Source organism: Cupriavidus sp. P-10, from assembly GCF_003402535.2.
Taxonomy (GTDB): Bacteria; Pseudomonadota; Gammaproteobacteria; order Burkholderiales; family Burkholderiaceae; genus Cupriavidus.
The window spans coordinates 103,427-121,868 of record NZ_AP025171.1; the positions used below are offsets into that span (position 1 = coordinate 103,427).

Genomic DNA, 18,442 nt, shown 5'->3' on the forward strand with positions numbered 1-18,442 from the left:
GCGTCTTACACCTCCCGCGTCATCCCTTCCAGGTCGATCCATTGCCGGAATTGCTCCTCGGTCACATGTCCGGACGCGATGGCCGCTTCCCGCAGCGACAGGTTGCGCTGCACCGCCAGCTTGGCTATTTCGGCGGCCTTGTCGTAGCCGATGTGCGGGTTGAGCGCCGTGACCGGCATCAGCGAGCGATCCAGCAGCTCGGCTATGCGTTCGCGGTCGGCTTCGACGCCCTCGACCATATGCTCGGCAAAGCTCGACGCCGCCCCGGCCAGCAGGCTCACCGACTGCAGCAGGCTGTAGATGATCACCGGCTTGTACGCATTCAGCTCCAGCGTGCCCAGGCCGTTGGCCAGCGTCACCGTGGTGTGGTTGCCGATCACGCGGCAGCACACCATGGCCAGCGCCTCCGCCTGGGTCGGATTGACCTTGCCCGGCATGATCGACGAGCCCGGCTCGTTGGCCGGCAGGATCAGCTCGGCGAAGCCGGCGCGCGGCCCGGAGCCCAGCAGCATGAAATCGCGCGCGATCTTCAGGAATGACGAGGCGGTGGTGTTGAGCGCGCCCGACAGGTCGGCCAGCGCGTCATGCGAGGCCTGCAGCGCGTAGCGGTTGGGCGCGGGCTCGAACGGCAGGCCGGTGTAGTCGGCCAGCGCGCGCGCGAAGGCCCGCGGCGAAGCCGTGCGGCGCGTTCAGCCCGGTGCCGACCGCGGTGCCGCCCTGCGCCACCGGCATCGCTCGCAGCATGGCCTGTTGCAGCCGCGATTGCGCATCGGCGACCTGCGTCATGTAGCCCGAAAACTCCTGGCCCAGCGTCAGCGGCACCGCGTCCTGCAGGTGCGTGCGGCCCACCTTGACGATATCGGCGAAAGCCTCCACCTTGCGCGCGAAGGTCTGCTGCAGCTGCTCCAGTGCCGGCAGCAGCTGTTCCAAGGGACGCCGCTGCGGGCGTCCGCTATTGCCAAATGGAAGGAACGTGGCGGAATGCGGGCACCGGCATGTCAGGCTGCCTGACGCCGTGCGGTCCGCCAGATTACGCCGCAGGTGTGCAGCGCGCGGTCAAGTCCATGCTGTCCGCCGGGTCAACCGCGAGGGCGACCGACACGGCAGGCCGGAGGCCGGAACGAGGCTGCGCCGGGCTACGCTGTCATCTTGAGGCACTGCTCCATGCATACCGCGCAGGCCCGCGCGCATTCCTGGCAGTGTTCGGCGTTATGGTGCTCGCATTCTTCCTTGCACCACTTGCAGACTTCGGCGCAGTCCTCGCAGACCAGCTGCGCGAACTCGCTGTTGCGCAGCATGTACGAGGCGGCCAGTTGCGCGATGCCGGCGACATCCATGTCCAGCGCGATGCAGCGCGCCATCCTGCGCACGTCCTGCTCTTCCAGGCAGGCCGCGGCGCACTTGAGCGCGGCGGCCGCACAGGCGTTGCACGCGGCGATGCAGTCGGCGTAGCGGGCGGCGTTTTCCTGCACGGTGGGTCGGATCATCGGGGCGTCCTCCTTCGGGGGTAGGTGGGATGGAACCGTGAATGCCGGCGCGTTGCCCGCGGGCGCGGGCCCACCCCGCGCCGCCCGGCGGCGGCGAGCGCGGTTCCATGCGATGTCCCGCGGTGACGCGGTCGCCGCAAAGGCGCCGGCACGGGGCATCGTTATCCACAATAGCAGGCGCAAGTCGATCCTGCGGGCCCGGTACTTGCAGCGCCGTGCTGGTTACAATGCGACCTGCGCGAAGCGTTCCCGATGGCAGGCCACGGGTATCGTGCCCGGCACCCGGCGCGGCCGTCGGGCACCACCGTCCCCCCAACCGCATCTAACAGGAAGCCGCAGACAACAACGCAAGCCCGGGCCCTCCGGCAGGGCGCGCGACAGGCCGGCAGATGGCCACCCAACAACACACCGCACCGCGCGGCCGCCGTGGCCGCGCCGGGGCAAGCACACCGGCAGCACGGGAAGGAAGGACATCATGGGCGAGGCAAAGAAACGGGGCACCCCCGAAGAGCGTGCGGCACAGGCGCGCGCGAAGATCGAGGCCTTGCGTCCGGCGCAGCTGGTCTGCGGGCACTGCAAGACTGCGTTCAAGCAGTTCGACACCCTGAACGTACCGGGACTGCCGGGCATCGACGCCGTGTTCGGCGGCGAATGCCCCGGCTGCGGCAACGACGTGGTGGTGTTCAAGGGCGCCCCCGAGGCCGTGGCGCAGGCCATGATTGCCTGGGAAAAAATGCTGGGCGCCGACGCCCAGCTCGGCTACCAGTCCAGCGACGGGCGCCATGTTCCGTTCGAGCCGGAAGGCAGCGGTGCGGCAACTGCCGATGCCATGCCCGGCAAGCCCGGCGGCACACTGCACTGACGGGCCTCCGGGCCTCCCGCCTCACTGGCGGCTGAGTTCGCCGGCCAGTTCCGGCGGACCGATTTCGTAGCGTCCGCGCCCGGCGCCCTTGGCCTGGTACAGCAGCACGTCCGCGAGCCGCATCAGCTCGCGGTCCTGCGCCGGCCCGCCATGGTAAAGCGCGACGCCGATGCTGACGTCGACGTCAGCCGACACGCCTTCGACGCTGAACGGCTCGTCCATTGCGTGCAGGATCGCCTGCGCCACGCGGCGGGCCGCCGCCGGCTGCGCAAGGTCTTCCAGTACCACGGCAAATTCATCGCCACCCAGCCGGGCGACGGTGTCGGCCGCCCGCACGCAGGCGCGCACGCGTTGCGCGAACGCCTGCAGCAGCTGGTCGCCGGCGGCATGGCCGTGGATGTCGTTGACCGCCTTGAAGCGGTCCATGTCCAGGTACAGCAGCGCCATCAGGCTGCCGTGCTCGCGGCTGCGCGCCATGGCAGCCTGCAGCTGGCCTTCGAAGGCGCTGCGGTTCATCAGCTGGGTCAGGTGATCGGTGCGGGACATGCGCGCCAGGCGCAGGGTTTCGAGCTTGCGCTGGGTGATGTCCTGCACGTGGATATGCACGCCGACCACTTCGCTGCCGTCCGCGCTCCATTCCGGCCGCAGGCTGGTCTCCATGCAGTGGTACTCCGGGTCCTGGTCCTCGGACTCGAAGGTCACCGCGGTGCCGGCCAGCGCGCGCTGCAGAAAGGGCTGCGCGCGCGCGTAGCGGGCTTCGCCCAGCACCTCGCGCACCGCCTTGCCGCGCAGCTCGTCGAGCTTGAGGCCGAACACATGCTCATAGGCGATGTTGTTGAAGACGTAGCGCTCGTCAGGATCGATAAACGCCAGCAGCGACGGCAGCGTGTCGGTCACCGCGCGTAGGCGCCGCTCGCTGCGATCCAGCGCCTGGCGGCGCTCGCGCACGTCGCGCATCAGCTTGACGAAGGCGCGCGACAGGTCGCCGATCTCGTCGCGCTGCGGTCGCGCCGGCAGCCGCTCGAACGCCGACAGGTCGTTGGCGCTGGCCAGCACCACCTTGTGCAGGCGGGTCAGCGGTGCCAGCTGGCGCCGCACCGCCAGCCAGATCAGCATGGCCACGAGCGCCAGCGCCAGGCCGGCCAGCCCAAGGAAGCGCTGCTGCATCTGCCGCAGCGGGGCATAGGCTTCGCGCGCCGGCAGCAGCGCCACCAGTTCCCAGCCTGTGCTCGACATCAGGTAGCGCGCAATCACCGGGCGCACCGGCGTCAGGAATTCCAGCGGCGCCGGGCTGTCGTCCTCGCCGCAGCTGTCGCCCACGCTCAGCGCCGGCTGGCGCGCCTGCGCGGGGTCCGGATGGCGGATATAGACCGGGTCGCGTCCGGCCGAGACCAGGCAGTAGTAGCCCGTGGTGCCGAGCCGGTTGTGCAGGATCTCGACCATGAAGTTGGCACTCGCCATGTCCAGCCAGCCTCCCACGATCCCGACGAAGGTCTTCTGCGGCGACAGGACCGGCACGGCCACCATGATGCCGACCTCGCCGGTGGTGCGCGAGCGGATCGGCGGCGAGACCACCGGCGCGAGCGTGCGCGCGGCTTCGCGGAAATAGCCGCGATCGCTCACTTCCGCGCCGGAACCGATATTGTTGACGATATTGCCTTGCACGTCCGCGACCAGCAGCGCATTGAAGGCGGCCGGCACGGGGATCGCCTTGGACAGCGTCTGCAGCGCCTGCTGCCGTATTGCGCCGGCTTGCGCGCCGTGCGCCTGCGCCAGCAGGCCGCCGAGCTGCGTGGCCTGGTGCGACAGCAGCATGATGCGGTCCGACATGGCGGTGTCGAGCTGGTCGGCGGTGAGCTTGACCACCGAGTCCTGCTGGTCCTGCAGCGCATCATGCAGGTCGCGGTGCGCGTCATACAGCGCGACCAGCACGATACCGGTGCCGAATACCGCGGCCAGCACGGTGGTGATGAGGGCAATGCGCGCTTTCAGCGTTGGCGTATAGACAGGCATGTGGGCGCGAGGTGAATCGCGAGGTGGGCGCAAGGCAAGCGCCAGGTCGATTGCAGGATGGCGCGGCACGCCGGGTGGGGGGCCGGCGAGGCATGGCTACAAGCTACCATAGCGCATCGCGGCATGGCCGGCACGCAATGTGGGGCTGTCGGGACATGCGTAGCCGTGGGGCTTGCACCCTTCACCCGTTTGGGAAATCGCTGGCACAGGGGGCTGTGCCTGGTGCATCGGGCGCGGTATAGTGCCGCGTTATCGCTAGGCACGCAGCCGTTTCCCGGGCGCTGGCCAGCCTCGCGGCAGGCGCGTCGCCGGCGTCAGACGCTATCGAAGACCATGAGACTGACTGCGCTTCCCCCTGCCTTGATGTCGCTGCTGGTCGCGGCAGGCGGGGCGCTGCTGACTGCGGGGGCATGGCGCCAGGTACAGCAATTCGAGCAGCGGCTCGCCCAGCAGCATTTCGATGCGCAACTGAGCCAGGCCAGCAGCGCACTGCGCGAGCGCATGCTCGAGAACGAACGGCTGCTGCGCGGCGTGGCTGGCCTGATGACCGCCAATCCGGCAACCTCGCGCGCGCAATGGCGCAATTATCTCTATACCGCCCAGCTCGATGAACTGCCGCCCGGCACGCAGTCGATCGGCTACGCACCGCTCACGGCACCGCCGCAGGTCGAACCCCTGATCGCGGCCGCGCGCGCCGATGGCCTGACCGATTACTGGATCCGTCCCGCCGGCCCGCGCAGCCTCTACGCGCCCATCCTCTATGTGGAGCCGCTGGCCGGGCGCAACGCCCGCGCCGCCGGCTTCGACTTGTTGTCCGATCCGTCCCGACGCGCCGCGCTGGAAGCGGCGCGCGACAGCGGCGAGCCCCGGCTGACGCGCGGGCTGGACCTGGTGCGCGAGTCCGAGGCGGTGGAACGCCAGCGCGGCGCGCTGCTGTTCCTGCCGGTCTACGGTGGCGGTGTGGCCGCCAGCACGCTGGCGCAGCGGCGCCAGGCGGTGGTCGGCTATGTCTATGTATCGCTGCGCCTGGGCGACCTGATGCGCGGGGTCGGCGCGCCGGCACAGGCGGACCTGGAGCTGTCGCTGCATGAGGGTACGCCTGCCACGCCCGGCCCGCTGCTCTCGGACACGGCTGGCATCGCGCATCGCGATGACGGCAACGACCCGCTGCTGCGCGGCGAGCGCCAGGTCCACTACGGTGGCGCCGCGTGGACGCTGCGCGCGGCCACGCGTCCCGCCTTCGAGGCGGCATATGGCCCGCGCCACGGTTATATCGTGCTCGCCGCGGGCGCGCTGGCCTCGCTGGCGCTGGCCGGCCTGATCTATGCGCTGGCCCGCCAGCGCCGCACGGCCCGGCAACGCGAGGCCCAGGCAGTCCACGCCTGGGAGGATGACAACGCCATGCTGCAGGCATGCATGGCGCAATCCGCTGATGCCTTTGTCCTCACCGATGCCAACGGCACGGTCGTGCGTGCCAGCGATCGCGCCGGCAAGCTGTTCGGCATCGCGCCGGCTGACCTGGTCGGGCGCAACCTGGATATGCTTGCGCCCGGTGCCACCGGTGTCGCGGACGGTGCCGATGGCGCCGGCGTGGCGCGCGGCGCCGCGCAGCGCGAACTGACCGGTGTGCGCAGCGACGGCAGTCGTTTCCCGCTGCGCGCCAGCGCCGCGCACCTGCCCGGCGCCGAGGGCGGCGCTCACTGGCTGTGGGCCATCACGGACCTGGAGCTGCAGCACCGCGCGCAACAGGCCGCCGCTCACCAGGCGGCGCGCTATGCCGGGCTGGTCGACCATGCCAGTTTCGGCGTCATCACCTTCGGCGACGACGGCGTGGTCACCAGCGTCAATGCGGCGGGCATCCGCATGCTGTGGTACGCCACTGCCGAGCTGGTCGGCCGCATGCCGGTCACCGGGCTGCATCTCGCCGACGAACTGGCCGCGCACGCGCGCGCGCTCAGCCAGGAGCTGGGCGAACCGGTAGCGCCCGGCATGTCCGCGCTGGTCGCCAAGGCCCGGCTCGGCCTGACCGACGAACGCGAATGGACGTGGGTGCGCAAGGGCGGCTCGCGCCTGCCGGTGCAGGTAGCGGTGTCGGCACTGGCCGCGCAGCCGGACGGCGCGCCGGCAGGCTACCAGGCCATCGCCTACGACCTGACCGAGCGCCGCCGCGTCGACGAATATATCCGCCACCTGGCGCTGCACGATCCGCTGACCGCCCTGCCCAATCGCGCCGAGCTCAACGAACGCGCGCAACCCGTGCTGCTGCACGCGCGCCGCCATGGCGAACGCGTGGCATTGTTGCTGCTGGACCTGGACCACTTCAAGCACATCAACGATTCGCTTGGCCACCCGGTCGGCGACGACGTGCTGCGTACCATGGCCGACCGCCTCAAGGGCGCCGTGCGCCAGGGCGACCTGGTGGCGCGCATGGGCGGCGACGAATTCGGCGTGGTGCTGGGCGGTCTGCGCGACGACAGCGAAGCCGAATTGATCGCCGCCAAGATCCAGGCGCGCGTCAATGAAGAACTGCAGGCCGGCGGGCAGCGTCTGCGCGTGACCCCGTCGATCGGCATGGCGATCTTCCCCGACGACGGCGATTCCCTGACCGAACTGATGAAGTCCGCCGACGCCGCGGTCTATGCCGCCAAGCAGGGTGGCCGCGCGCAGCTGTGCCGCTTTGCCGCGTCGATGGCGGAAGCCTCGCTGGCACGCTTCACCATAGAAGGCCTGCTGCGCCGTGCACTGGCCGGCAACGAATTCCGGCTGCGCTACCAGCCCATCGTCGATACCGCCACGCTGGCGATCACCGGCGTCGAGGCGCTGGTTGCCTGGGAAACACCCGAGCGCGGTCCGATGAAGCCGTCCGAGTTCATCCCCATCGCCGAGCAAAGCGGCCTGGTCGCGCCGCTGGGCGAATGGACGCTGGCCACCGCCTGCCGCGAAATCCAGGCGCTGCGCCAGGCGCTGGGCCGCGATATCGAGGTGGCGGTCAATATCTCACCGCTGCAGCTGCGCCAGGCCGGCTTCCCGGACACCGTGGCGCGCTGCCTGGAGCAGGCTGGGCTGCCGCCGCAGCAACTGGTGATCGAGGTCACCGAAGGCATTCTCGTCGACGGCGGCGAGACCACTATCGAAACCTTCCGCCGGCTGCGCGCGCTTGGCGTGGCGCTGTCGATCGACGATTTCGGCACCGGCTATTCCGGCCTCAACTACCTGACCCGGCTGCCGATCGACCGGCTCAAGATCGACAAGTCCTTTGTCGACGACGTAGCTACGCCCGGTCACGACCAGGCGGTGGCCGCCGCGATCATCGCGCTCGGGCACCAGCTGCACCTGAAGGTGGTTGCCGAAGGGGTCGAAACCGCGGCGCAGTTCGAGTTCCTGCGGTCGCAGGGCTGCGACGGCGTGCAGGGCTTCCTGTTCTGCCAGGCGGTGCCGCCGCCGGCCTTGCGCCAGTTGCTGGAGACTGGCCTGGGATCGCCGCTGGCCAACGAGGCCACACTGCGGCAATAGGCTGCCCGCGCCGGACGGCGAGCCCGCAGAAACGGGTACGCTCAGGCTTGGTGGAGGCGTGGGAACGCGCAAACTGGTCAGGCTTGGCGCGGCGTGTCGGGAGTGGGAACGTCTGCGTGCAGGCGGCGATACAGTTCGTCGATGCGCTGGCGGCTGGCCGCCAGTTCCTCGCGGCCGCGCTCGGTCAGCAGGTAGACGCGGCCAATGCCGTCGCGCAACACGCTTTCGAGGTAACCCTCCATCTGCAAGGCGCGCAGCAAGGGTCGCACAGTGCCAATGTCGACCTGGAAGCCGTACTCCAGCAGCATGTCGGCGAGCATGGCGACCGTGGCGGGGACTTCCAGGGCAAATTGCAGGACGTAGACGCGGGCAAGCAAGCCCAAAAACTGTCGTTTCATGAAATCTGGCAACGCGGCAGCCGTCCCGGCGGTTGACGCGGGCGGCGGGCAGGATGTTTGGGTTTGCAGACGTTGCGCCGGCAAATGCAGCAGCGGTGCCGCGATTTTAACGTGCCATGATGCCTGATAGCGCACTTTAAACCGGGCGGGCAAAAAAGAAGCCGCCAGGGTTCCTGGCGGCTGTCGGGAATGCGTCGGAGGGGTCAATTAACTCTGGCGCAGACCAGAGTTTAATTTAATTGAATACGGGTTGTCACCTGTCTGTTTCGGCACCCCTCCTAGGGAGGGGTATGGGTGAAGGCAGTTCGACTGGAACGCTGGGAAATTGTCTGTCATTGTGCCCAAAAGGGCGCGCTAATGTGAGGTAGATCCGTCAACTGCGGCGAAAAAGCCACGATTAATGTGCAGCATGAATCGCATGTGAACGGATGCACATGTCCGGATCCGGCTTGCGTCCGTGCTGTCACCGGCGTCAAATCGCGACACCCCTATCTCGCCGTGGCGCCACAGTCCGCCATCGCCTTCCATGAAACCCGCCGATCTCGCACGCCTGCTTGCGCTGGCCGCCATCTGGGGCGCCAGCTTCCTGTTTATCCGCATCGGCGCACCGGTGCTCGGTCCGATGCTGGCCGCTTTCCTGCGCGTGCTCATTGCCGCCGTCACGCTGGCTGCGTGCCTGCCTTTGCTGGGCCTGCGCTGGGACATGCGCGGCAAATGGCCGGCCGTACTCGTGCTGGGCGTCATCAATTCGGGGATTCCGTTCGTCATGTACGCGGTGGCGGCGCTGTGGCTGCCGGCGGGGTATTCGGCGGTGTTCAATGCCATGACGCCGCTGATGGGCGTCGTGATCGGCGCGCTGGCCTTTTCCGAACGGCTGACGCGCGCCAAGGCGCTGGGCGTGATGTTGGGCGTGGCTGGCGTGGCGGTGCTGACGCGCACCGGCCCGGTCGCGTTCTCGACCGAGCTGCTGCTTGGTGCGCTGGCTTGCCTGGTGGCGACCGCCTGCTACGGCCTGGCCGGCTTCCTGGCGCGGCGCTGGATCACCGAGCGTGGCGGCCTGGACAGCCGCCTGGTCGCCGCCGGCAGCATGGTCGGCGCGACGCTGTTCCTGCTGCCGTTCAGCGCAGTCGCGCTGTGGCGCCACAACACGCTGCCCGATGCCGGCGCCGGGGTGTGGTGGGCCATGGCGGGCGTCGGCGTGCTCTGCACGGCGCTGGCTTACATCCTCTATTACCGGCTGATTGCCGACCTTGGCCCGGTGCGCTCGCTGACTGTGACTTTCCTGATTCCGCCGTTCGGCATTGTCTGGGGTGCGCTGTTCCTGGGCGAAGCGCTGTCGTTGGCCCACGCCGTGGGCGGTGCGTTGATCGGCCTGGCGGTGTGGCTGGTGCTGCGGCCCGTAGCGGCCGATGCGCCGACGGCCGCGGCGGTGCAGGCGGCAAAGCGCTGAGCTGTCAGCAAGCCGCCCTTGAAGGCGCCGTCGCTGCCGCGGCGACGTTGTACTGCTCCCGCACCATCATCACGACGCGGCGCGCCTGGCGCCAATGACGGATGGCGTCGGCTTCGGTGCGTTCGGGGAAATCGACCTCGGCGCTCCAGTTGCAGCCGGTGTGGTCGGGCCGGTGTACACACACCGCCCGCAGCTGGCAGTCCTGGCAGCCGGGTTCCTGCCTCAGGTACACGCTGAGCAGGCGTTTCAGTTCGGATAGCGGCTTGGTCAGGCGCTCCATGGTTGGCTCCGTCAGGGCGCGGCATCGAAATTTCAAATGCGGACCTCGGGCGTGCTCAGGCTTGCGTGGGCAGCACGGCGGACAGGTGCGTTTCGTCCGCCGCACTGGCATGGCATTCGGGGCAGACGCCATACAGCACCAGCATGTGCTCGCGCAATACAAAGGCGTTGTCGGCGGCTACCTGGCGCTGGCGCTGCTCGATGCTTTCATCGCGGAATTCCTCCACGCGGCCGCAGGCAACACAGATCAGGTGGTCATGGTGGCCGCCTTCATTGAGTTCGAACACGGCGTGGTCGGACTCGAAGGTGTGGCGCAGCAGGATGTCGGCCTGCACCAGCTGGTTCAGCACCCGGTACACGGTAGACAGTCCGGCATCCTCGTCCTGCGTCAGCAGGATGCGATAGACATCTTCCGCACTGAGATGGCGCCGTGCGCTGGTGCGGAACACTTCAAGGATCCGCATCCGCGGCGACGTGGCCTTCAGGCCGGCGCGCTTGAGGTGGATCGGGCTGGACCGTTCGGATGACATGGCGGATGACATTGGGATGCTGCTGTTGCCCTGCCTCGGGCAGGGCGGCACCGTGCCCGGCGCCACGCACGGGCGGCGTCAAGGGCTTGGCGGGATTATTCAGGCTGGAAGCGCCAGGGCCGGCCGCGCGCTGCGCTGGCGTCCCTGGCGGCGCGCCGTGCCTGCACGACGCGCTGAATAAAAAGGCGGCCTGGCTTGCCTCCGGAAGACGCGATCGGGAAAGCGGGGTCTGGTTGCTTTCCCGATCTTCCGAAGACTGGCTACTGCCAAACGCTCCGCGTGACGGAGCGGTCCCCACAAAAGTCGGTATCGAATGCCGCGTGGGATTGCCACGTTGCGGCGTCCGGAAATTCTGTGCCTGCCAGGGTTCGGGGCATTGCCGCTTGCCGCGGCGGCCTCGATGCTGGCCGGGCTGCCTGGCTGGTGAAGCACCGTGCGTCAGGCAGTGATCGAATAGTAAATAGGAATCGATCTCATTACAAGTGAAATTTTCACCGGCTTCGCATTTTTTTGGGTGCGGTCTCAGGCAGTGCCCATGTGCCTAATGTATACCATTGAGCATCTTAATGCGAATTGTTATCATTCGTAACTATTCCGATTCAGATTCCCGTCATGCGTCGCACCCCTCGCCGCCGTCCGGCCGGCCGCTCAATCCCTTCGTTCCTGCCACGCGCGCGCGCCCTGCATGGCGCGCCGGAGGGCAGCGCATGAGCAAGACCCATCCCATCGGCTGGCGCTACCGCGCGGGCGTGGCATCGCGCGCGGTCGCGGCGATCGCCGGCGGCTATGCCCTGGCTGCGCTGTCGACCGCCGCGCTGGCGGTGTCGCTGCCGCTGCCGCGTCCGGAAGCCGTGACCGCCGCCACGCTGCTGTCGTTTGCCGTCTATGCCGCCGCGGCGGTCTGGGTGTTCGCGGTCCGCCACGCATGGCGCGCCTGGGCCGGTCTGGCGCTGCCGGCCGGACTGCTGTGGGGATTGCTGGCATTGGGGCAGGGTGCGTGATGCGGACAGGCTTCCGACAATCGATGGCGTGGCTCCACACCTGGACTGGCCTGCTTGTGTGCTGGGTGTTGCTGCTGATGTTCTGCGGCGGCACCGCCAGCTATTTCAAGGACGAGATCTCGCTGTGGATGCGGCCCGAACTGCATCGCAGCGCGGCCGCCGCTTCCAAAGTGCCGGCAGCCCAGGCGACGGAAGGCGCGGTACGCTACCTGAACAGCGCGGCGCCCGATGCCACGCGCTGGTTTATCTCGCTGCCTGACGAGCGCCAACCCTATACCAGCGTGCTGTGGGTCTACCAGCCGGGCAAGGGGCCGAGCGATGCCCAAGGCAAGCCGCGCCGCTTCGACACGCGCCTGCTCGATCCTGTCACCGGCGCGCCGCTGCAAGCCGCGCGCGAGACTCGCGGCGGCGAGTTCCTGTACCGGCTGCATTTCGACCTGCACTACATGCCGGCCAAGTGGGCGCGCTGGATTGCCGGTTTCTGCGCCATGTTCATGCTGGTGGCGATCGTCAGCGGCGTGATCACGCACCGCCGCATCTTTGCCGACTTCTTCACCTTCCGCCGCAGCAAGGGCCAGCGTTCCTGCCTCGATGCGCATAACGCGCTGGCGGTGCTGGCGCTGCCGTTCCACCTGATGATCACCTACACCGGGCTGGTCACGCTGCTGTTCATGTACATGCCGTGGGGCATCGAAGCCGCCTATCGTGGCGACCAGCGCGCGTTCCAGGCCGAGGCGATGCAGCGGCCGCCGCAGCGCAAGCCGGCCGGCACGCCGGCCGAACTGGCGCCGGTCGGCGCGATGGTGGCGCAGGCGCAGCAGCGCTGGCAAGGCGCCGAGCCGCAGCGCGTAGTGGTCAGCCTGCCGGGCGATGCCAATGCCACCGTGTCGGTCATCCGCGCCGAGCCACGCGCGCTGGCGCACGATGCGCCAACGCTGGAGTTCTCCGGCAAGGACGGCACCCTGATGCAGGCCTATGCCGAAGACCAGCCCGGCGCGGACCTGACCCGCAGCGTCATGACCGGCCTGCATATCGCCGGCTTCGCTTCGCCGGGCCTGCGCGCGCTGTTCTTCCTGTGCGGGCTCGCCGGCTCGGCCATGGTGGCGACCGGCGCGATCCTGTGGGCCGTGCGCACGCGCCAGCAACAGGCCAGGGCGATTGCCGCGGGCGCGCGGCCCAGCTTCGGGCTGCGTCTGGTCGAGGCGCTCAATATCGCCGCCATCGCCGGGCTGCCGGTCGCTTTCGCCAGCTACTTCTGGGCCAACCGGCTGCTGCCGGTGGAGATGCTGCAACGCCAGGAGACCGAGATCCGCTGGTTCTTCATCGCCTGGGGCGCGTGCGCGCTGCTGGCGCAGCTTCGCCCAAGCCGCGCGATGTGGCGCGCGCAGCTGTGGGCCGGCGCGGTGCTGTTCGGCGGCATTCCGCTGCTCAACGCGTTGACCACGGATTCGCACCTCGGCGTAACGCTGCTGCAAGGCCGGGGCCCGGCCGCCGTGGCGGGGTTTGATCTGGTCACGCTGGCACTGGGCATCGCGCTGGGCGCCGCGGCTTGGATGACGGGACGCCGGCAGCCCGCCGCACGCAGCGCGCCCCAGCCGCGCGCACAGGCACGCGGCGCCAAGGTGGCCGCTGGCCAGGAGGCCGCATGAACGCGCTCGCTGTGGTAGCCGCGCTGGCCTTGTCGATGGCCGGCTTCGTCGCGCTGGCGCTGTCGCTCGATCGCCATCATGCCGACCTGCACGGACGCGGAAGCGTGCCGGCGCCGGCCGCGGTGCTGCGCCTGCGCGCCGCCGGTGCGTTGGCGCTGGCCCTGGCCTGGTCGGTCCATATCGGCGCCGACGGCTGGCCGCTGGGCACGGTGTCGTGGCTCGGCACGCTGACGGCCAGCGCGTTCGCCGTGGTGATGGGCCTGTGCTATGCGCCGCGCCTGGTGCAGCGGCTGCTGCCAGGCATGGCCGGCGTTGGCGTGGCCGCGCTGGCCGGCGCCCGCCTGTTCGCCGGCTGACGATGCCGGCCTGACCCCCTCCCTTGCCGTGCCGCCGTCGCAAGGCGGCAACGCGCCTCCTGTCGCGCCGATCAAGGAGCAGCGCAACCGCGGCATCGAGCTGGGCGGCTTCGGCGAGCCGCTGCGCGGCGTGCGCGTGATCGCAGGCATTGCTTATATCGACAGCAAGCAGACCAAGACCGGCGTGGCTGCGACGGAGGGCAAGCATGGCGTGGGCGTGCCGAACTACACCTTCAACGCCGAATGGGACCTGCCGTGGCTGGCCGGGCTGACCCTGTCGGGCCGCTACCTGCAGACCGGCGCGCAATATGCCGATGTCGCCAACCGGGTGCGGGTGCCGTCGTGGAACCGCTTTGACCTGGGCGCGCGCTACAGCTTCAAGGCGGCGCAGCAGCGCTACACGCCGCGCGCCGCGGTGGAGAACGTGGCCAACAAGGCCTACTGGGCCTCTGCCTACGGCGGCTACCTGGTGCAGGGCGCGCCGCGTACAGTCAAGCTGTCGATGACGGTCGACTTCTGAGCGCTGCGCCGCCCTCCGCCCCCTCCGCGCCCTGCACCAGGTCCAGCAGCGCTTGCGGCGCATACGGCTTGCGCAGCACCGTCGCGTCGCCCAGCACCTGGTGCTGGGCCGGCGTCAGCACCAGCGGATAGCCGGTGGCAAACACGACGCGCAGATGCCGCTGGCGCTGGCGTGCGGCAAGTGCCAGCTCCACGCCCGAACCGCCGGCGCCGCCGTGCAGCGCGACATCGGTCAGCAACAAATCAAAGGTGCCGGCGGCAAGCAGCGCCAGCGCCTCGATGTCGCTCTCTGCCTCGGTCACTTCGGCGCCGCAGGCGCGCAGCAGTTCCGCCGTGCTGGCGCGCACCAGCGCATCGTCGTCGACGCACAGCACGCGCGTGCCAGCACTTACCTGCACCTGTGCGCGGTCCGCTGGCGGCGCACCGGTTGCCGCCGCGGTACGTTGTTCCCGGTTGGCCAGCACGTGGCGCACCTTGCGCGCGAGCGCTTCGTGCGTATAAGGCTTGCTGAGCAGTTCGACGCCGGGATCCAGCCTGCCGCCGTGGACGATGATGCTGTCGGTATAGCCCGACGTGAACAGCACGCCGATGCCCGGCACCCGCCCACGCACCTTGTCGGCCAGCTCGGTGCTGCGCAACGGCCCCGGCATCACGACGTCGCTGAACAACAGGTCAATGTGCGCGCCCCGCTCGACGATGGCGAGCGCGCCCTGTGCATCGCGCGCGCGCAGTACGTGATAGCCCAGGCTGGCCAGCATCTCGACCACGGTGGCGCGCACATTCTCGTCGTCCTCGACCACCAGCACCGTTTCGCCGCCGCCGCGCGCGTGGTCCGCTTCGGGTTCGGTATCGGGATCCTCGGCCACGCGCACGCGCGGCAGGTAGAGCTTTACCGTGGTGCCGCGGCCGGGCTCGCTCACGATCTTCACGTGGCCGTCGGACTGGCGGATAAAGCCATACACCATGCTCAGGCCAAGGCCGGTGCCCTGGCCTTCGGGCTTGGTGGTGAAGAACGGCTCGAACACCTGCTCCTGCACCTCGGGCGTCATGCCCACGCCAGTGTCGGTGACCGCCAGCAACACATACTGCGCCGCGAGCCGCGGCGCGCGTCCGCGCGGCGGCTCTTCCAGCGCCTCGTCCAGCCACGCGTTGCGTGCCTCGATGGTCAGGCGGCCCTGCCCGTGCATGGCGTCGCGTGCGTTGATCGCCAGGTTCAGCAGCGCGTTCTCGACCTGGAACGGGTCGACCAGCGTGTTCCACAGGCCGTCGGTGACCACGGTATCGATCTCGATGCCGTCGCCCAGCGCGCGCCGCAGCATGTCGTCCAGCGTGCGCACCAGCCTGCCCAGGTTGACCACGCGCGGCGCCAGCGGCTGGCGCCGCCCGAATGCCAGCAGCTGCGACGACAGCTTGGCGCCGCGCGCCACGCCGGCCAGCGCATTGCGCAGCCGCGGCGCGGCCTCGCTGTTGCCGGCCAGGTCGCGCGCCAGCAGCTGCAGGTTGCCGCCGATCACCTGCAGCAGGTTGTTGAAGTCATGGGCGACGCCGCCGGTCAGCTTGCCGATAGCTTCCATCTTCTGCGCCGTGCGCAGGGCCTCGTCGGCATGGCGCAGCGCCGCCTGGACTTCGCGGTCGCCGGTGACGTCGCGGCCGACGCCGTGCAGATGGCCGTTGGCGGGATCCATCGCCACGGTCCAGGCCAGCCAGCGCAACGCGCCGTCCGCGCGCGGCTGGCGGCATTCGAAACGCACCGGCGTGCCGTCGTGGCGCAGCGCCGCCAGCTGCGCAGTCACCAGCACCAGATCATCCGGGTAGATGAACGACAGGTAGGGCCGGCTGAGCGCCTCGTGGGGGGCATGGCCAAGCGTGCGCGTCCACGCCGGGCTGACACGCTGCAGGGTGCCATCGAAACCGGCCACGATCAGCAGGTCTTCGCTCAGTTCCCACAGCCGGTCATGATCGGCCACGGCCTGCGTGATGCGCCGCTCGAGCGAGGCATTGAGATCCTGCAGGCGGCGCTCGGTGGCGCGCCGCAGTTCTGACAGGCGCAGGTTGCTGGCCACGCGCGCCAGCAGTTCGCGGGCCGAGAAGGGCTTGACCAGGTAATCGTCGGCGCCGGAACCCAGGCCGCTGACGCGCGCTTCTTCGCCGGCGCGGGCCGAGAGCAGCAGCACCGGCGTATCACGCAGCGCCGGATCCGCGCGCACGGCCTGCACCAGGCCGAAGCCGTCGAGCCGGGGCATCATCACGTCCGACACGATCAGCGCGGGCGACTGGCGCCGCGCCACCTCCAGCGCGGCCACGCCGTCGGGCGCCACCTCGACGCGGTGGCCCGCGGCGTTCAGCAGCCGGCGCATGTAGTCGCGCAGGTCGTCGTTGTCGTCCACTACCAGCACGGTGGCGGGGGCCGCGGCTTCGCCGTCCGGCGCGGGCGCATGCCGGGCGTGTTGGGCGTGTTGGGCTTTTGGGTCGTATTGCGCATCCTCGGCGGCCATGGTCATGGCCGGTGTTTCGGCACGCGGCCAGCGGAGGGTTGCGTCGACGTAGGCGCGGGCTTGCGCACTGCTGGCGGCCGGCGCCGCATCCACCGGCACATCCCCGGCGGACGCCACCGGCAGCGTGACGGTGAAGCAGGTGCCCTGGCCCTGCACGCTGTCGACTTCGACGGTGCCGCCATGCAGGCGCACCAGTTCCTGCACCAGCGCCAGGCCGATGCCGCTGCCTTCGATCGAGCGCCCCTGCGCGCCCTCGACGCGGTGGAAGCGCTCGAAGATGCGCGGCAGCTCGCCGGCCGGGATACCGATACCGGTGTCGCGCACGCGCAGCACCGCGTTGCCCCCCTGGGCCGCGACGCTGACGGTGATGCTGCCGGCAAACGTGAACTTGAATGCATTGGAGACCAGGTTCAGCACGATGGTCTCCCACATGTCGCGGTCTACCGCTACCGGGTGCGGCAGCGTCTCGCATTCGACCAGCAGCGCCAGGCCGGCATTCTCGACGCTGGCGCGGAACAGCGAGGCGAGGTCGGCGGTGAAGGCTGCCAGGTCGGTGGGATGGCGCTGCATGCGGATGCGGCCGGCCTCGATGCGCGAGAAGTCGAGCAACGCGTTGACCAGCTTGAGCAGGCGCAGGCCGCTGCGGTGGGTCATTTCGAGCAGCGAGCGTTGTTCGTCGTCGGCGCTGTCGCCGCCGTCGCCGCCGGCGCGCCGCAGCAATTCTTCGAGCGGCCCCAGCATCAGCGTCAGCGGCGTGCGGAACTCATGGCTGATATTGGAAAAGAAGGTGGTTTTGGCGCGGTCGATCTCGGCCAGCGCCTCGGCACGCTTGCGCGCTTCCTCGTAAGCCTGCGCCGAATGCATCGCCGCGCCGATCTGGCCGGCCACCAGGTTCAGGAAGCTGCGGTAGCGCTCGCCGAACAGCCGGTACGGGTTCAGTCCCACCACCAGCACGCCGCGATGCGAGGCGCCGCCCGACGGCGCCACCGGGATCACCGCGGCCGCATCCGTGGGCACGCCCCATGCGCCGGTGGGCAGCGGTGCGGCAAAGCGCGTTGCCAGCTGCCCGACCAGCGCCGGCTGTTGCTGCTGCAGGACCTCGGCCACCGGCCACGGCGCTACCGCTTCCAGCGAAATCGCGGGCGGCGCGGCGGGATGACTGGGGTCGATGCCGCTGGCCACCACGCGCTGCAGATCGGCGGCGCCGGGCTCGGCAATGTAGAGCAGCGCAAAGACGATGTCGCGCGGATCCGATGCCAGCGCGCCCATGGTGCGCTCGCAGGCCTCGCGCCAGGAGCGCGCGTCGGTGGCGGCCGCGGCCACGTCGCGCAGCACGTTGAGCTGCCGCTCGGCCAGCACGCGTTCGGTATCGTCGCTGTTGGCGCAGATGATGCCGCCGGTGCCGCCATGGTCGTTCGGCACGGGGCTGTACGAAAAGGTGTAGTAGGTCTCTTCCGGATACCCGTTGCGCTCCATGATCAGGAGCTTCTGCTCGACAAAACTGCCCTCGGCACGGGTCATCGCGGTGTCGAGCAGGGGGCTGATTTCCGGCCAGATTTCATGCCAAACCACCGCGGTCGGCTGGCCCAGCGCGCCAGGGTGCTTGCCGCCGATGATGGATTTGTAGGCGTCGTTGTAGAAGTAATGCAGCGCCTCGCCCCAGCCGATCCAGATCGGCTGGCGCGAGGTCAACATGATGCGGATTGCGGTCTTCAGGCTGTGGGGCCACCCCTGCGGCGGCCCCAGCGGGTTTGAGGACCAGTCGTGCGCGCGGATCAGCGCGCCCATCTCGCCACCCCCGGCGAGAAAGCCAGGCATGTCTGCGGAGGCACTGCCGCTGGCCGCGCCGGGCGCTTGCGGCACGGTGCCGTCGGATCTGCTCATGGTGGT

13 protein-coding genes and 1 pseudogene are annotated in these 18,442 nt (G+C 69.4%); 7 read left to right on the top strand and 7 right to left on the bottom strand.

Annotation, left to right across the window (positions count from 1 at the left end):
- Window positions 1-5: 5 nt before the first annotated feature.
- Both CTP10_RS17625 and CTP10_RS17630 read right to left on the bottom strand, forming a co-directional pair.
- Window positions 6-927, bottom strand: a pseudogene (locus CTP10_RS17625) (lyase family protein); the annotation flags it as partial.
- Window positions 928-1,136: 209 nt separating this feature from the next.
- A complete protein-coding gene (locus CTP10_RS17630) occupies window positions 1,137-1,487 on the bottom strand; it encodes a four-helix bundle copper-binding protein (RefSeq protein ID WP_116323686.1) in 351 nt (116 codons plus the stop codon).
- Between the two features lie 475 nt (window positions 1,488-1,962).
- Here CTP10_RS17630 and CTP10_RS17635 point away from each other — a divergent pair, with 475 nt between their 5' ends.
- Window positions 1,963-2,349: a hypothetical protein gene (locus tag CTP10_RS17635; protein WP_116323687.1), complete on the top strand. Its 387-nt coding sequence runs from the start codon at window positions 1,963-1,965 to the stop codon at window positions 2,347-2,349.
- Between the two features lie 21 nt (window positions 2,350-2,370).
- Here the strand turns inward: CTP10_RS17635 and CTP10_RS17640 are convergent, their stop codons facing one another.
- The gene (locus CTP10_RS17640; protein ID WP_116323688.1) at window positions 2,371-4,362 is read right to left on the bottom strand and encodes a sensor domain-containing diguanylate cyclase; all 1,992 of its coding nucleotides are present in this window, start codon (window positions 4,360-4,362) and stop codon (window positions 2,371-2,373) included.
- Window positions 4,363-4,695: 333 nt separating this feature from the next.
- Here CTP10_RS17640 and CTP10_RS17645 point away from each other — a divergent pair, with 333 nt between their 5' ends.
- Window positions 4,696-7,875: a bifunctional diguanylate cyclase/phosphodiesterase gene (locus CTP10_RS17645; RefSeq protein WP_116323689.1), complete on the top strand. Its 3,180-nt coding sequence runs from the start codon at window positions 4,696-4,698 to the stop codon at window positions 7,873-7,875.
- A gap of 77 nt (window positions 7,876-7,952) precedes the next feature.
- Here CTP10_RS17645 and CTP10_RS17650 read toward each other — a convergent pair whose 3' ends face one another.
- Complete coding sequence (locus CTP10_RS17650) at window positions 7,953-8,273, bottom strand: PadR family transcriptional regulator (protein WP_116323690.1); 321 nt, start codon at window positions 8,271-8,273, stop codon at window positions 7,953-7,955.
- 526 nt (window positions 8,274-8,799) lie between these two features.
- Here CTP10_RS17650 and CTP10_RS17655 point away from each other — a divergent pair.
- Entirely contained in the window at window positions 8,800-9,723 is a 924-nt protein-coding gene (locus CTP10_RS17655) for a DMT family transporter (protein WP_116323691.1), read from the top strand.
- A 4-nt stretch (window positions 9,724-9,727) separates the two neighbouring features.
- Here CTP10_RS17655 and CTP10_RS17660 read toward each other — a convergent pair whose 3' ends face one another.
- Window positions 9,728-10,003 carry a hypothetical protein gene (locus CTP10_RS17660; protein ID WP_116323692.1) on the bottom strand — a complete coding sequence of 92 codons (276 nt, stop codon included), beginning with the start codon at window positions 10,001-10,003 and terminating at the stop codon, window positions 9,728-9,730.
- 55 nt (window positions 10,004-10,058) lie between these two features.
- Complete coding sequence (fur, locus tag CTP10_RS17665; RefSeq protein ID WP_199414745.1) at window positions 10,059-10,544, bottom strand: ferric iron uptake transcriptional regulator; 486 nt, start codon at window positions 10,542-10,544, stop codon at window positions 10,059-10,061.
- 695 nt (window positions 10,545-11,239) lie between these two features.
- Here fur and CTP10_RS17670 point away from each other — a divergent pair.
- From CTP10_RS17670 to CTP10_RS17685, 4 genes are read left to right on the top strand one after another with little or no spacing between them, the layout of a single operon-like run.
- Window positions 11,240-11,533: a DUF3649 domain-containing protein gene (locus CTP10_RS17670; protein WP_116323693.1), complete on the top strand. Its 294-nt coding sequence runs from the start codon at window positions 11,240-11,242 to the stop codon at window positions 11,531-11,533.
- Complete coding sequence (locus CTP10_RS17675; protein WP_116323694.1) at window positions 11,533-13,182, top strand: PepSY-associated TM helix domain-containing protein; 1,650 nt, start codon at window positions 11,533-11,535, stop codon at window positions 13,180-13,182. The genes CTP10_RS17670 and CTP10_RS17675 overlap by 1 nt, the downstream gene beginning before the upstream one ends.
- Window positions 13,179-13,538: a DUF3325 domain-containing protein gene (locus tag CTP10_RS17680; RefSeq protein ID WP_116323695.1), complete on the top strand. Its 360-nt coding sequence runs from the start codon at window positions 13,179-13,181 to the stop codon at window positions 13,536-13,538. The genes CTP10_RS17675 and CTP10_RS17680 overlap by 4 nt, the downstream gene beginning before the upstream one ends.
- Entirely contained in the window at window positions 13,495-14,058 is a 564-nt protein-coding gene (locus CTP10_RS17685; RefSeq protein ID WP_233528463.1) for a TonB-dependent receptor domain-containing protein, read from the top strand. The genes CTP10_RS17680 and CTP10_RS17685 overlap by 44 nt, the downstream gene beginning before the upstream one ends.
- Here CTP10_RS17685 and CTP10_RS17690 read toward each other — a convergent pair.
- Window positions 14,030-18,436, bottom strand: a complete 4,407-nt coding sequence (locus CTP10_RS17690) for a response regulator (RefSeq protein ID WP_233528464.1) — start codon at window positions 18,434-18,436, stop codon at window positions 14,030-14,032. The genes CTP10_RS17685 and CTP10_RS17690 overlap by 29 nt on opposite strands.
- Between the last annotated feature and the right edge of the window lie 6 nt (window positions 18,437-18,442).

Bases quoted from the DNA above. Each gene is read 5' to 3' on its own strand.
- CTP10_RS17630 (WP_116323686.1), bottom strand. From the start codon at position 1,487: ATGATCCGACCCACCGTGCAGGAAAACGCCGCCCGCTACGCCGACTGC.
- CTP10_RS17635 (WP_116323687.1), top strand. From the start codon at position 1,963: ATGGGCGAGGCAAAGAAACGGGGCACCCCCGAAGAGCGTGCGGCACAG.
- CTP10_RS17640 (WP_116323688.1), bottom strand. From the start codon at position 4,362: ATGCCTGTCTATACGCCAACGCTGAAAGCGCGCATTGCCCTCATCACC.
- CTP10_RS17645 (WP_116323689.1), top strand. From the start codon at position 4,696: ATGAGACTGACTGCGCTTCCCCCTGCCTTGATGTCGCTGCTGGTCGCG.
- CTP10_RS17650 (WP_116323690.1), bottom strand. From the start codon at position 8,273: ATGAAACGACAGTTTTTGGGCTTGCTTGCCCGCGTCTACGTCCTGCAA.
- CTP10_RS17655 (WP_116323691.1), top strand. From the start codon at position 8,800: ATGAAACCCGCCGATCTCGCACGCCTGCTTGCGCTGGCCGCCATCTGG.
- CTP10_RS17660 (WP_116323692.1), bottom strand. From the start codon at position 10,003: ATGGAGCGCCTGACCAAGCCGCTATCCGAACTGAAACGCCTGCTCAGC.
- fur (WP_199414745.1), bottom strand. From the start codon at position 10,544: ATGTCATCCGCCATGTCATCCGAACGGTCCAGCCCGATCCACCTCAAG.
- CTP10_RS17670 (WP_116323693.1), top strand. From the start codon at position 11,240: ATGAGCAAGACCCATCCCATCGGCTGGCGCTACCGCGCGGGCGTGGCA.
- CTP10_RS17675 (WP_116323694.1), top strand. From the start codon at position 11,533: ATGCGGACAGGCTTCCGACAATCGATGGCGTGGCTCCACACCTGGACT.
- CTP10_RS17680 (WP_116323695.1), top strand. From the start codon at position 13,179: ATGAACGCGCTCGCTGTGGTAGCCGCGCTGGCCTTGTCGATGGCCGGC.
- CTP10_RS17690 (WP_233528464.1), bottom strand. From the start codon at position 18,436: ATGAGCAGATCCGACGGCACCGTGCCGCAAGCGCCCGGCGCGGCCAGC.